Raw genomic sequence first — 14,723 nt, forward strand, 5'->3', positions numbered from 1 at the left:
TCATTTTGTTGATGCAAAATAATAACTAAAGTGTGCAATGTTTTTGCGTTGTATAAAAATTTTATATTTTTATTCAAAATTATTTTTTAGGCATGATGGAAAATTTAAATCCGGAAATATTTCAGGCATTTCAGAACAAACTGAAAACAGGTAACAGGAGAGGTGTTCATTTAAATGCTATTCCCGGAAGCTCAAGATATAAATTCGATCTTGCCAGACTTTCTGAGATTAATAAAAGTCTTCCGGAGCATTTTATTGTCAACCTTTTGACTCAGAAGAATGTTAATTTTAAATTTTCCATTCACGATAAAATCTTAGACAGAATTTCTGAAAAACCGGTAAAAGACACTATTTATTTGCTCGAGGACGTGCAAGAATCTGGGGAAAATACAGTTGATATAGCTATTACTAAAGATAAAACGAGGGAAATTGGACTGGAAAAACTTTCCACAAGTCTGGAAAATTTGATCTTTCAAAATGAAGTGATACAATCTGAAAAAGGCATCAATTCTTTAGGATTCGGTTTTCCTATTCTTATCAGAAAAGATATGGATGGTCAGATTTCTGCCTCACCAATTCTGATCTGGTCTGTCAGCATAAAATCCGTAAACGAACTGAATACCTGGGAAATCAGCAGGACAGAAGATGATCCTGTTTATGTGAATGAAGTTCTTATCAATCATTTGCAAAGTGATTCGGGAATTACTTTGGAACAGATTTCTGAAGAAATGCTTGCAGATGGTAAAATAGATAAACCGGAACTTTTGCAGATTTGTCAAACTTTATTGGATCAACTTAAAATTTCGCAAAACCTGGATTTTATCCTTAATAATTATGAGGAAATCCCTTTGATAAAATCTAAAGCATTCTATGAAGATCAGCTTCACCATAAAGGAGATGCAATAATCATTAAATCCGGAGTTTTCTCAATTTTTGAAGTTCAGAAACAAAACATCATCAACGATTATGAATCATTGAAAAGAGAATTTAAGCCTCTTGAAAAAAGCTATATTAAAGAAGATTTTCAATCTATAACGTCAATTGAAACAGATCCTTCCCAACAGGGAATTTTGGAATCATTAAAATCACAAACCAAAATTCTGATTCAAGGGCCTCCCGGGACCGGAAAAAGTCAAACGTTAACTGCTGTTTTGGTCAACGCGTTAGAAAATAAACAAAAAACCATCGTAGTTTGCGAAAAACAAACTGCATTGGAAGTTCTTTACAATGCTCTTCATAAATTAGGGCTGGAACGCTATTGCATCATGATTAAAGACAGTGCTTCCGATAGAAAACTGGTGGTGGATTCTGTGAGGAATACAATTGATCAGGCAGACTTCAAAAAGCAGGTTCAGCCTTATTCTGTTCAGTCGCTGCAAAATCAGTTATCGGAAATTTTACAACACAAATCGAATATTAATAATGTTCACGAAATTTTAAATTCACAATTAATTCCTGGAAAAAGCTGGACGGAAATTGTGGGTAAGCTGTTAGTATTTAATAATTTAAAAGATAATATTAATATTCAGGACATTCAGTTTTCTTTTTCAGAAAATGAGTATAAGGAAATTGGAAAAGTTTTGGAAAAAGGGAAGGATTTATATCAGGAATATCAGCCTTTTCAAAATACATCATTTATCAACCCTAAAACCCTAATCCGTGAAAATTTTCATAATAGTCTGCAGGATTTAGACTTTTCTTTTCAGAATTATGAGAAAATGTGGGATGGAATTCAAACCCTAATTATTGATTTTAAACCTGTTTATGAAGAAAAAATAAAACAAAAATTTAGTCAAAATATTCAAAAATTATCTTCGCTAATTGATGAAACAGAAGTGATAACTTCTGTGTTAAACCAAAATTCTGATGAATTTCATCCTGAAATTACCAACAGCTTTTTTTATAAATTGACTGCAATATTTTCATCTTCAAAGAAAAAGAAAATAAACAATCAAAAAAGATTGTTGGAGATAAGTTCATCTATAAAACAGATAAGTCTTACTAATTTTTTTCCTTCAATAGGGCTTTCTGATAATCTTTGGAATAATAAAAATGAAATTCTGAATTACCGCAGGAAAATACAAAACACTCAATCCGAATTTTCTTCTAAGCTGGAGGAGCAGTTTAATATGATTGATTTCCTGAATGTATTCGATCCTGTTGTTTCGGGAAAAGAAACAGAGACTATTGTTCAACGTATTCAGCAGTTAAAGAAAAGTATTTCAAACGATGAGTGGCTCAAAGATCTTAATTTTGGGAATACGTACCAGAATTTTGATCAGTATTTAATTTCAATTTTACATCAATACCGTACTTATAGAAATAATCCTGAAAATCCTTTGTTGGCTGAATATAATTGGTTCTCTTTTTATCAGCCATTAAGTGTTTTTCAGAAAAAATTGGTGGAAAAGCTTCTGTCGGTTAAAAACTGGGAAGCTACTTTTTATTCTGCATATTTTCCGCTATTGCTAAATCGTTATTCTGATCCGGGGCTGAATTTTAACGAAAAAAATTACGAGGAAATCATTAAGCAGATAAAACAGTACGAATCATCTCAAAAGAATTTTATTCAATATTTTTGGGACAGCTCTCAGCAGGATTCAGTAAAACAATTTGAGCAAACAAATAAAGATATTACCGTTGCCAATCTTTATAATAAAAGAAGCAGTGTGAATCATAAAAGGCTGACTTTAAGACGGATTGTTCAGAAGGATATAGATTTATTCACCAGTTTTTTCCCGATCATTCTTACAACACCTGATGCATGCAGCAATCTTTTTCAGGGCAAAAATTTCTACTTTGATAATGTGGTTTTTGATGAAGCCAGCCAGTTGAAGCTGGAAGATAATCTTCCGGCAATGCTGAAAGGAAAAAATGTTATCATTGCGGGAGATGAGCATCAAATGCCGCCTTCAAGTTATTTCAGTAAAGTTTTTGACGGAATTATTGAAGATGAAGACGATATGGAATCTGAAAATGAAGCCATTACCTATAAAAATGCAATGCTTAATATTGAATCTCTATTGGATTTTGCAACAGAAAGTCAATTCGAAAAGAATCATTTGGATTTTCATTACCGTTCAAAACATCCTTATCTGATTGATTTTTCGAACCATGCTTTCTATAATTCACGTTTAAAACCTCTTCCTACAAAATCTAAAAATAAACCTATCGAATTTTTTCAGGTTGATGGAAGTTTTAATGAGCATATCAATAAAGAAGAAGCGGAGAAAGTTTTAGAAATTTTACAAAATATTGACCCCTTAAAAGATGGACATTATCCGTCTATAGGAATTGCGACTTTTAATATTTCACAACGAAATTATATTAAAAGAAAAATTATCGAACAAATCAGCCTTCCCGGAAACGAAAAATTCAAAGATAAAATTCAAGGTTTGGAAGCGGCGGGGCTTTTCATTAAAAACCTTGAAAATATTCAAGGAGATGAAAGGGATATTATTATCATTTCAACAACATACGGAAGGAAGTCCGGCGGAAAATTTATCCAAAGTTTCGGCCCGATAAATCATACAAAAGGATATAAGCTTTTGAATGTGATTATTACCAGGGCGAAGGAAAAAATCTACGTTTGTAACTCTATTCCTGAAGAGATTTTTTCAAACTATAAAGATGCTTTGCAACAGGAAGGCTCTAATAACAGAAAAGCGGTTTTGTATGCTTATCTGGCCTACTGCAAAGCCGTAAGTGATAAAAATGACAGTCAAAGGATTGAAATTTTGAATGTTTTAGATCAATCCGGGTATGCAAATCACTCTGAAAAAAATAGAAGTTCGAATGTCTTCATTGACATAATTTATAATCAATTACTGCAAAATCTACCCAATCTAAATATTTTAAAAAATCATCATTTTGGCGGCTATGAATTTGATATTCTTATCGAAAAAAATGATGGACGATCAATTGTCGTAGAAGCTATGAGTAAAGAAAAATATTCCGGTAATCTTGGTTATCTGGAAGATTTGCATAAAGAAAAAGTTGTGCGAAATGCAGGATTTGAATATGTAAGAATATGGAGCCAAAACTGTTGGCAAAATCTGGAATCAGAATTACAAAAAATAAATAAAAAAATAATATGCTAGAACAAGTAAAAAATTCACCGGATACGATTCAATTTAAAGATGTAATTGCTCACATTGATGAAAATTACAACTTTACACCAACAAAATTTACTAATGGAAATACAGTAAATGAAGCAGATCAAAATAACGGTTCATGTAAAGTTTTCAGTTTTGGAAAGCTGAATAATTTGTCAAAAGATGAGGTATTGAGCCTTTTTGGAAACTTTTATAGAGAAGACGTGTTGAAAAATCCTGACGGAACTGATCATCAGAATATCAGGAACTTTATGGAGTTTGGATGGGACGGAATTTCTTTTGAAGGTGAAGCTTTGACGAAAAAATAATTTTTAAACTTAATTTCAATTTGTCATTGCGAACCTAAATTAAAATAATCTTATCTGATGCTTTGTTATTTTGCTCTTTGCAATGATATAGAATAAATACAAAAACACAATGTCGTCTAATAAAAATGCTCTTATCCGTTACAAAACCTTAGATAAATGTCTTAAAAACAAATACAGGAAATACACCCTGGAAGATCTGATCAATGAATGTTCCGAGGCATTATTTGAATTTGAGGGCAAAGAATCGTTTGTAAGTAAACGGACAGTACAGCTAGACTTGCAGAATATGCGCAGCGAAAAGTTTGGGTATGAAGCTCCGATTGAAGTTTATGAAAGAAAATATTACCGATACAGCGATCCTGATTACAGTATTCATAATATTTCGGTGAATGAAAGTGATTTGAAGGCGATGAACAATGCAGTGCAGATTTTAAAGCAGTTTAAGGATTTTTCTATGTTTAAAGAAATGAACGGAGTTATTCAGAAACTGGAAGATTCTATTCAGTCAACAAATCAAAAATCTATCATTCATTTGGATAAAAATGAACAATTAAAAGGTTTGGAGCATATTGATATTCTTTATGATGCAATTTTACATAAAAAGGTTTTACATATTTTGTATAAAAGTTTTACTGCAAGAGAATCAAGTAATTATGTAGTCCATCCGCAATTACTGAAAGAATTTAATAATCGCTGGTTTCTGATCTGTCTCTATAAAAGGAAAATGTATAACCTGGCGCTGGATAGAATGGAAAGTATTGAAGCTGAAGAGAAGATTGAATATATTGACAAAAATCTTGACGGAGACGAGTATTTTAAAGATATTATAGGGGTAACAGTTTCAGAAACGATAGCCCCCAGAAATGTTGTATTTTTTGTTGATTCTTCTAATGCACCTTATGTGAAAACAAAACCTTTGCATAAAAGTCAGGAAATTGTAAGTGAGACGAAGCAAGGGACAATGTTTAAAATTTGTGTTCAGATAAATTTTGAATTAGAGCGTCTTTTATTGGGGTTTGGTGATTGTTTAATTGTTCGTAAGCCCCGAAAATTACGTTTAAAAATGGAAGAAAAATTTAAATCAGGAAGTCGTAACTATGATAATTTGATTATTTCTGATGAAAATTGAAATTTTTCGTAAAGATTTCTGGCTTAGAAATTGTATTAATCAAATTATAAAATAAATAGTATGAAATCAAGAATATTAAAAGCTGTACTTGCCATTGTAGCTCCTTTGGTGATTGAATTTATCGTTAAAAAAATATCAGAAAAACTTGACAAACAGGAAGATGAAAAAAAACAACTTCCTTTATCAAATTAAAAGTAGTTAAAATTAGAATTATAAAAAAGAGACTGTTTATTTTACAACAGTCTCTTTTTATTGTAGATAAAGTCATAAGTTCCGTTTTCAGCCGAAAACATTGTAAGAATTTAGGTTGTTTTTTTTGAAATTTAAATTAAACAGGCATTTAGTTTTGAAGAAAATTTAATTGGTTGATATTCATTATTTTGTGAGTTTTAGGAGTGTTAAAGTTGAAAAGAGTTATTTCCTTGGCATGATTTTTACATCTTACAGCTTAGTAAAATTTAATTATCAGAGTTATGAAAATGTTTAAACAAGCAATCTTGCTGGCTGGAATTTTGACAGCAGGTGCAGTAAGCGCTCAAAGTGCACAGATGAACAATATGATTAAGGTAGGTGCGAATGTTGGTTTAGCAGTTCCTGCAGACAATACTTCTATGGCTGTAGGGGTAGACGTGGCTTATCAGAACTTGATCACACCTGGATTTGGATTGGGTATTGCAACGGGTTATACACAGTATTTTGGTAAAGACAACAACGGATACAACAATAATAATGTCGGTTTAGTGCCTGTAGGTGCTTTAATCAGAATTTATCCGAAACAAACGGGTTTCTATTTCGGGACTGATTTAGGATATGGTTTTCTTGTCGGTGATGACAAAGTAGCTTCTAATTCTACCGTTGACAGACCGGACGGAGGTTTTTATATTAAGCCGGAAATCGGTTACCACAACCAAGATTGGAATTTCTTTGTACAATATCAGAAGGTATTTACAGGAAGTAAAGGAGATCTTGCCGGTCAAGACTACAATGTGGGAAACATCGGTGTAGGATTTTCGTATAATATTCCTTTAGGAAAGTAGTTAGATTTAAATATAAGCAATTATTAGCCAAACCTTTTCGTTTTTTTGAAAAGGTTTTTTCTTTCCCTGAAGAATTTACAAAAAGTATTATTATATTTGATAAAATTTGAGGTTATGAATTTGAATCCAAAATTTCCACTTTACTTACCGGGAGTACAGAACGGTAATAATGATAATGTTTCTATTGTCGGAGCAAACCTGCGTGAAGATATTACCACTTTAGGTTATTTCTTTTCTACTAATGGTGGGATTGAAGTTAAAATCCAGAACACTTATCCTACCAAAGAATTTTCTTCCTTTTCAGATATTTTGAGAAAGTTTATTCAGGAAAATAATCTGGAAAACGTACAGCGTTTAGGAGTGGCAGTTCCAGGACCTGTGCTTGATGGAAGAAGTGCTCCCGCAAGACTTGGCTGGAATCTTGATGTAGAAGAGATTAAAAAAGATTTCGGGTTTGAAAGAGTAGAAATGCTTAATGACCTTGAGGCTTCTGCTTACGGGATGGGCCTTATTGAAGATAGTGATTTAGAGCCTGTCTACACGAGCGGCCACCTTGAAAAAGGAAATGTAGCCATATTAGCACCTGGAAATGGTCTTGGTGAAGCGGGATATTTCTTTGATGGTAAATACCTAAGACCCTTCGCTACGGAAGGAGGTCATTCAGAATTTTCACCAAGAACAAACGTTGAAGTTGAATTTTACCAGTTCTTAAACAATATCTACGGGATTGTAAGTTGGGAGAATGTTTTATCCAAAACAGGTTTGTTTAATATTTACAGATTCCTGAGAGATGTAAAAAGACATCCGGAACCGGAATGGCTGGCTGAGCGTTTCTCAAATGGAAATTTTGCTCAGGAGCTATACAAGGCGGCTGTAGAAGACGATATTTTAATCTGTAAAATAGCTATTGATACTTTCTTGGAATTTTTAGCAAGAGAAGCAAATAACCTTACGCTGAAGCTGAAAGCAACGGGAGGATTGCTTATTGCCGGAGATATTCCCCAGTTAATAAGAGATTATATTAATAAGGATAAATTTTACGAGAAGTTCAAGATAAGTGATAAGATGGAAGATATGTTGAGAAACATCCCGATTTATCTTATCAAGACGGATCACACAGGATTAAATGGGATAGCTCTTTATACTGCTTATTACCAAGAATAAACATAAGCTCCGAAGAAATTCGGAGTTTTTTATTGGATGATATTATTCATAAAAATAATTGCTTTTATTGATGTACATCAACGAAATCTATCGAATAAGTATGTTACATTTGCGTCGTTAACAAGGTAAATAACTTTATTCAAATGAAAAAAATATTATTATTAGCAGTTTTAGCTAGCGGTCTAGCTTTCGGTCAGTCAAAAAAAGTTGTTGCATCTGACGTTCACTGGTGGGGATACAAAGTAGCAAAATCTGAGGCGAGCTCTCATGAGGGAACTGTGAAAGTGAAATCCGGTGATTTAGTAATGAAAGGAGATCAATTAATAGGTGGTACTTTCGTTTTAGATATGACTTCTATCAACGCAACTGATCTTACTGGGGAATATCAAGGTAAACTAAACGGTCACCTTAAAAACGGAGACTTTTTCGAAGTTGAAAAATTCCCGACTGCAACTTTCAAAATTACTGGGGTAAAGAAAAACAATGATAAAATCTATAATTCTTTAGTAACTGGAAACCTGACGGTAAAAGGAAAAACAAATCCTATTTCCTTCCCTGCTAAAATTTCTTATAGTAAAGGAGTGGTAAGTTTGGTTTCAAACAAATTCTCTTTTGACAGACAAAAATTTGATATTGCTTATAAATCTACCATGCAAGATGTTTTTGTGAAAGATGATATTGATATGCTTGTAAAAGTAACTGCTAAATAATTTAATCAAAAAAAGATTGTTAAAAGTGTAGAAGTTCTACACTTTTTTTTATTTTTGTTGAATTGTAAATAAAAAAGAATGAAAAGATTACTATTGTTTGCTATGATGTGTGTATGCATGTCATTTGTTTTTGCTCAAAAGAAAGGAGATAAGGTGGTAAAAGTTACTTCATCAGAAATCAGATGGTGGGGGTATAAAGTGGTGAAAACTCAGGCTTCATCCCATTCAGGAACAGTGAAACTGAAAAGTGGTAAATTCAATTTTGATAAAACGGTTATGATTGATGGTGAATTTATTATAGATATGAGAAGTTTAATGGCCGGGGATGTTTCAGACGAAGATCAGGTAAAACTTACTGAAGATCTTAAGAGTACAAATTTCTTTGAAGTAAAAAAATTCCCAATTGCGATATTTCACCTGACTAAAATTTTACCGTTGGCAAACAGTGAGTATAATTCTACGGTTTATGGTGATGTGACAATCAAAGGGGTAAGGAAAACGATTTCTTTCCCTGCAAATGTTTATATTACTCAGTTTACGGTAGTAATAGAATCTGCTAAATTCTCATTAAACAGGAGAGATTTCAAAGTATTTTATCAGTCTTCATTAAAAGATTATTTCATCAAGAATGAAATGGATATTCAGTTTAAAATTTCCACAGAAAAACTGGATAACGAAAACAGAGTTCCTGTAAAAAAGAAATAAATTATTTTCATTAAAAATATTAAGATGAGCAATTAAAAATTGCTCATTTTTTTTGTTTTAAATTCAATGCATTGTTTCAAACATTGAGGTATAATATTTGTTTAAAAAGAAATCGGCGTTAATTTTTTATCTTAGTAATATGAAAATCTATATAGTAAGCGGGTTGGGAGCAGATTTTAAGGTGTTAGAAAGATTAAAGTTCCCTGAAAAATATGAAATTGTATTTATAGACTGGTTAATCCCTGAGCAGAATGAAGAATTTTCGTCTTATGTGTCAAGAATGGCTTCAAAAATTAATGGTAATGAGTCTTTTTGCTTATTAGGGTATTCTTTTGGCGGAATAATGGTTCAGGAAATCAATAAAATAAAACCTGCCGAAAAAGTTGTGATTTTAGGAAGTATAAAATCCGATAAGGAAAAATCTAAATTAATAAGAGCAGGAGAAATAACAAAAATTCCTAAATTTTTACCGGTAACCTTTTTCAATGATAAAACTACCCGTGTTTATGGAGTGGTGAGAAAGATGTTTGACACCCAAAACCCTAAAGTTCTACAATATTTCAGAGTGAAAGATCCTTATTATCTAAAATGGTCTATAGAAAAAATCTCTGAATGGAAATTTGATGAAAATCCAAATGTTATTCAGGTTTTAGGTGATCGGGATATTGTTTTTCCGATTAAAAACTCAAAACCTGATTTTATTGTAAAAGGGGGAACTCATCTTTTTCCTGCTACAAAATACAATGAAGTATCTAAAATTTTGGGGGATATATTTGAATAAATATAGTTTTTGAAAATATTTTATAAAAATATTAGGGGTTATTTTATGAAAATATATGATTTTATAAAATTTATGTTTAATTTTGAGGGGGTTAAACTTAAATTTCATGACAGTAGGATTAAAATGGATTGTTTCTTTTACAATCATCACGCTTATTTCGGTAGGAGGATTATTCTGGAGTCCTCTTGCTGATTTCCCGAATACCGGAGAATTTTTAAGTGAAGATAAAATCGTAGGGGCAGATGTAGCCTGGATTTTGGCAGCAGCAGGACTTGTGCTTTTAATGACTCCCGGTCTGTCTTTTTTCTATGGCGGAATGGTGGGTAAAAAAAACATAATTTCCACCATGCTTCAGAGTTTTATTGCGCTGGGAGTAATTTCTATTTTGTGGGTAGTTATTGGTTTTTCCTTGTCATTCGGAGACTCTCTAGGCATTACTATGAATGGCGAACATTACGGAATTATCGGAAATCCATTAAGCTATCCTTTTTTCAGTAGGGTAGGGGTTTTACCTCATAAAATGATGGCTTCTACCATTCCTTTTATACTTTTTGCATTGTTTCAGATGAAATTTGCTGTCATTACTCCCGCTTTGATCACAGGGTCTTTTGCTGAACGGGTGCGTTTTATTTCTTATCTTTTATTCATGGTGCTTTTCAGTATCTTCATTTATAGTCCTCTTTGTCACATGGTTTGGCATCCGGACGGGCTTTTAAATAAGTATTTCGGAGTGAAAGATTTTGCGGGCGGTACCGTTGTGCACATGAGTGCAGGTTTCGCTGCTTTAGCCGGAGCATTGGTAGTCGGGAACAGAAAAAATCCGCATCACGAGCCTTCCAATATTCCTTTTGTACTTTTAGGAACGGGAATGCTTTGGTTTGGGTGGTTTGGTTTTAATGCAGGTTCAGCCTTGAGTGCAAATGCAACTGCTGCAACAGCTTTCGGAACCACGACAATTGCTTCTGCTTCTGCAATGATAACCTGGATATTTTTTGATAGGATTAACGGAAGAAAAGTTTCGGCATTAGGAGCATGTATTGGTGCAGTTGTCGGTTTGGTGGCAATTACTCCCGGATGTGGTTTCGTTTCTATTTCGGAGAGTCTTTTTATAGGGTTTATTTCTGCAATTGTTTCTAATTTAATGATGAATTGGAAAGCTTTAAAGAAAATCGATGATACCTTGGATGTTTTCGCCTGTCATGGTGTTGGCGGGATTATGGGAATGATTTTAACGGCAATTTTTGCACATGGTGAAAATGCAAGTCTTCTTCATGGAGGTTTTGAAGTTTTTGCTCATCACATGATAGCGTTGATTTTGGTTTCCCTTTTTGCTTTTTTTGGATCATTGCTTTTATATAAAATCACAAACAGTATTATTACATTAAGGGTTTCGGAAGAATCTGAAGAAGTAGGATTGGATATTTCTCAGCATGAAGAGAGTCTTTGTTAGGTAACAATTATTAATTTATCATATTTCGTTCATATAGTTTTAATTCAAAGCCGGAGGTGATTTTTTCATCTCCGGCTTTTTGAGATGAGGATTTGTTTATCCGATTTATCGTGTATCTTTGTGTTTGAGGAAAGGTGAATCATTTATATGGAATCAATATCGGTTTTTGAGATTATTAAAGTAGGAATAGGTCCGTCCAGTTCACATACAATGGGACCTTGGAATGCGGCATCCGCATTTATCAGAATTATAAAAAGAGAAAGATCAATTGAAGAAGTTAAGGAAGTTTTTCTTGAATTCTTCGGTTCTTTAGCCAAAACGGGGATCGGGCACGGAACAGATATTGCCGGGATGCTTGGATTGAATGGCGAAGATTTTAAAACTATTAATACATCAAAAATTGATGAGAAAATAGATAAAATAAAAAATACCCAGATCCTTAATCTGGGTGGAGAGAAAGAAATTCCTTTTATTTATGGCTATCATTTGGTTCTGAATAGGCAAAAATCTCTTGATTTTCATCCAAACGGAATGATTTTCAAGGCCATTTTTGAAGACGGGACCGAGCTCGTTCAGGATTTTTATTCTGTAGGAGGTGGTTTTATCAAAAGCCAGGAAAAAAATTCTATTGAGAAGCAGTGTGTTCGTACGCTGTATCCTTGTCACAAAGCTTCAGATATTGCTAAATATTGTCAGAAACTTGGTTTCAGCAAAATGTCGGATTTAATTTTAATTAATGAAGAAAGCTGGAGAAGCCAAGAGGAAACTAAAGCGGAAGCGCTTTATATCTGGCAGCAAATCAAAGAATGTATTTATAAAGGAGTCAATAAGGAAGGGATTCTTCCGGGTGGTCTGAATGTTTCCCGTAGAGCAGCGGGAATCAATAGAAAGCTGTTGGGTGATAAGATTTATAAAAATAAAGATGAATGGTTTCAGCAAGTTGTAGATGCTGAAGAAAACTTTACCAATATCAATAAGTGGATTGCTTGTTTTGCGTTAGCTGTAAATGAAGAAAACGCCAGTTTCGGGAGAATTATTACAGCTCCTACAAACGGAGCGAGTGGTGTAATTCCGGCAGTATTAATGTATTCTCAGGCGTTTACCCCTTTTATAAGTGAAGATGATATTGTGAGATTCCTGTTGGTTGCAGGTGAAATCGGAACTTTATTTAAGAAAAATGCTACAATTTCTGCTGCAATGGGAGGCTGTCAAGCAGAGGTTGGAGTTTCATCCGCAATGGCTGCTGCGGGTCTTACGGAAATTCTTGGAGGAAGTGTTGGGCAGGTTTTAATGGCTGCCGAAATAGCGATGGAACACCATCTGGGGCTTACCTGTGATCCCATTAAAGGTTTAGTACAGATTCCGTGTATTGAAAGAAATACGATGGGAGCCATAAAAGCTATCACGGCTGCAAATATTGCTTTAGAAAGTGACCCTACAAAAGCAAAGGTAACTTTAGATGAAGTTATTCAAACGATGTGGGAAACAGCCCTTTCTATGAATGACAGGTTCAAGGAAACTTCTGAAGGGGGATTGGCAATTGCTGTAAACGTTCCCGAATGTTAAAAAAAATAATTTTGTGGTATTGATAAAAAATAAATAATTTGCCGCAAACTTTTTAATAAACATGAAAAAAAACCTTACATTGTTTTTGACAGTAGTTTCTATAGCTGCATATTCTCAGATTTCAATTCCTGCAACTTCATCAAAAGGAGTTATTGTTACTCAAAATAACGACACAATCGTTTATAAAGATCTGAGATACGAGAAGGGAAAAGTAACATATAAAAATGTTCAGACAGAAGCAGAGGAGTTTTTGTATGATAATTCAGTTAAAAGCATTGAAGAAAATGAAAATGCCACAGTTGTTCAGAATTCAGCTTCAGTTTTGAACACTCAACAGCCTGATAAACTTATTTCTATAAAAGATATTAAAAACCATCTTAAAGAAAATGATGTTAAATATAAAAGAGGAAAAAGCCTTAATGATGTAGGAACAGTTTTTGTAATTGGCGGTGGTGCTGCTTTTATGATTGGCGGAATATCAAATTTATCCAAGACCAATGAAATAAATAATGGAGGAGAATCAAAAAAAGGTTCATCAACTCCTTTGATTATTGGTTTGGTTGCAGCCGGAGCCGGAGTTGTAATGAAGATTGCAGGTCATTCTCAAATGAAAAATTCAATCAACAATTATCAAAATGCTGATACTGGAAAATTCAATCCAAACTATTACGTTGTCAATGACGGAAATGGAGTAGGGATGATAATGAAATTCTAAATACTATAAGCGAAGATATTAAAGAATTAAAATTCAACCTGTTAAATCCCCTAAAAATATCTAGTTTTCTAATTAGTATTTGTCCTGTGTCCAAACAGAGGATTTAACAGGTTAAATTTTAATTGTTAGCCGACACTTCCAACCTTGACTTTTTCTTCGTGTTAGGACAAAGGAAAGTATTTACTTATCAAGAATTCCTCTAATCTTATTGGCATTGGAAATTAATTCTCCTAAATATTCAAAATTCTCCTTCTCTAAAGCAGATTTGAATTTTCTTAGCTGAGTAATATGCTCATTCAGAACATCAAGGACGTTTTCTTTGTTTTGTTTAAAGATTGGAACCCACATTTCAGGATGGGATTTCGCCAGACGAACGGTACTCGAAAAACCTGAACTTGCCAACTGAAAAATGGTTTCTTCTTCGCGTTCTTTTTCCAAAACAGTATTGGCCAAAGCATAAGACGTAATGTGCGAAATATGTGAAATATAAGCAGTATGAATATCATGAGCTTCCGCATTCATATATATCAGGTGCATATCAAGGCTTTTCACAATTTTTTCAACTAATTCCAAGGCGTCTTCCGCAGATTCTTCTTTATTGCAAATTACACCTGCTTTTCCTGAAAAACTTTCTGAAATAGCAGATTTCGGACCGTTATTTTCCGTTCCCCACATCGGGTGGAAAGCAACAAATCTTGAGCGTTTCGGATGGTTTTTTACTGAATCTACAATTCCGGATTTTGTAGAACCGGCATCCATCACAGTTTGATTTTCAGCAACTAAATTCAAAACATTTGGTAAAATTTTCCTTGCAGAATCTACCGGAATAGCAATAATCACCAAATCAGAATTTTTAATTCCGTATTCCAAATCTACTTTAGCATCGATGATTTTTAAATCCAAAGCTTCATTAAGATGTTCATTATTGTTATCAATACCATAGATGAAGTCAGCAATTCCTTTTTCTCTTAATTTTAAAGCAATTGAACCTCCGATTAACCCTACTCCAATAATACTTATTTTCATTTTTTCATTTTTAAAAA

At 33.3% G+C, this 14,723-nt stretch carries 13 protein-coding genes; 12 read left to right on the top strand and 1 reads right to left on the bottom strand.

Going from position 1 to position 14,723, the window contains the following annotated elements; genetic code table 11:
• Nucleotides 1-95: 95 nt before the first annotated feature.
• The 12 genes from ACM39_RS04380 (at nucleotide 96) to ACM39_RS04430 (ending at nucleotide 13,680) form a co-directional block, all read left to right on the top strand.
• On the top strand, nucleotides 96-4,100 hold the full coding sequence (locus ACM39_RS04380) for an AAA domain-containing protein (protein ID WP_048509799.1): 4,005 nt from the start codon (nucleotides 96-98) through the stop codon (nucleotides 4,098-4,100).
• Nucleotides 4,094-4,423, top strand: a complete 330-nt coding sequence (locus ACM39_RS04385) for a HopJ type III effector protein (protein ID WP_048509800.1) — start codon at nucleotides 4,094-4,096, stop codon at nucleotides 4,421-4,423. The genes ACM39_RS04380 and ACM39_RS04385 overlap by 7 nt, the downstream gene beginning before the upstream one ends.
• Before the next feature lie 109 nt (nucleotides 4,424-4,532).
• Nucleotides 4,533-5,552: a helix-turn-helix transcriptional regulator gene (locus ACM39_RS04390; protein WP_048509801.1), complete on the top strand. Its 1,020-nt coding sequence runs from the start codon at nucleotides 4,533-4,535 to the stop codon at nucleotides 5,550-5,552.
• 60 nt (nucleotides 5,553-5,612) lie between these two features.
• Nucleotides 5,613-5,744, top strand: coding sequence for a hypothetical protein (locus tag ACM39_RS19530; RefSeq protein WP_262483786.1), 132 nt, complete (start codon nucleotides 5,613-5,615; stop codon nucleotides 5,742-5,744).
• 281 nt (nucleotides 5,745-6,025) lie between these two features.
• The gene (locus ACM39_RS04395; protein WP_048509802.1) at nucleotides 6,026-6,589 is read left to right on the top strand and encodes a membrane protein; all 564 of its coding nucleotides are present in this window, start codon (nucleotides 6,026-6,028) and stop codon (nucleotides 6,587-6,589) included.
• Between the two features lie 114 nt (nucleotides 6,590-6,703).
• Nucleotides 6,704-7,753, top strand: coding sequence for a glucokinase (locus tag ACM39_RS04400; RefSeq protein WP_048509803.1), 1,050 nt, complete (start codon nucleotides 6,704-6,706; stop codon nucleotides 7,751-7,753).
• Nucleotides 7,754-7,896: 143 nt separating this feature from the next.
• Nucleotides 7,897-8,463: a YceI family protein gene (locus tag ACM39_RS04405; RefSeq protein ID WP_048509804.1), complete on the top strand. Its 567-nt coding sequence runs from the start codon at nucleotides 7,897-7,899 to the stop codon at nucleotides 8,461-8,463.
• A gap of 78 nt (nucleotides 8,464-8,541) precedes the next feature.
• A complete protein-coding gene (locus tag ACM39_RS04410) occupies nucleotides 8,542-9,168 on the top strand; it encodes a YceI family protein (RefSeq protein ID WP_048509805.1) in 627 nt (208 codons plus the stop codon).
• A gap of 139 nt (nucleotides 9,169-9,307) precedes the next feature.
• Nucleotides 9,308-9,949 carry a hypothetical protein gene (locus tag ACM39_RS04415; RefSeq protein ID WP_048509806.1) on the top strand — a complete coding sequence of 214 codons (642 nt, stop codon included), beginning with the start codon at nucleotides 9,308-9,310 and terminating at the stop codon, nucleotides 9,947-9,949.
• Between the two features lie 106 nt (nucleotides 9,950-10,055).
• Nucleotides 10,056-11,399, top strand: coding sequence for an ammonium transporter (locus ACM39_RS04420; RefSeq protein WP_048509807.1), 1,344 nt, complete (start codon nucleotides 10,056-10,058; stop codon nucleotides 11,397-11,399).
• 147 nt (nucleotides 11,400-11,546) lie between these two features.
• Nucleotides 11,547-12,965 (top strand): L-serine ammonia-lyase, encoded by a 1,419-nt coding sequence (locus ACM39_RS04425; RefSeq protein WP_048509808.1) that lies wholly within the window; start codon nucleotides 11,547-11,549, stop codon nucleotides 12,963-12,965.
• A gap of 61 nt (nucleotides 12,966-13,026) precedes the next feature.
• On the top strand, nucleotides 13,027-13,680 hold the full coding sequence (locus tag ACM39_RS04430; protein WP_048509809.1) for a hypothetical protein: 654 nt from the start codon (nucleotides 13,027-13,029) through the stop codon (nucleotides 13,678-13,680).
• Between the two features lie 180 nt (nucleotides 13,681-13,860).
• Here ACM39_RS04430 and ACM39_RS04435 read toward each other — a convergent pair whose 3' ends face one another.
• On the bottom strand, nucleotides 13,861-14,706 hold the full coding sequence (locus tag ACM39_RS04435) for a prephenate dehydrogenase (RefSeq protein ID WP_048509810.1): 846 nt from the start codon (nucleotides 14,704-14,706) through the stop codon (nucleotides 13,861-13,863).
• Between the last annotated feature and the right edge of the window lie 17 nt (nucleotides 14,707-14,723).

Origin of the sequence: Chryseobacterium sp. FH2 (genome assembly GCF_001045455.1) — a bacterium.
Classification (GTDB): domain Bacteria; phylum Bacteroidota; class Bacteroidia; order Flavobacteriales; family Weeksellaceae; genus Chryseobacterium.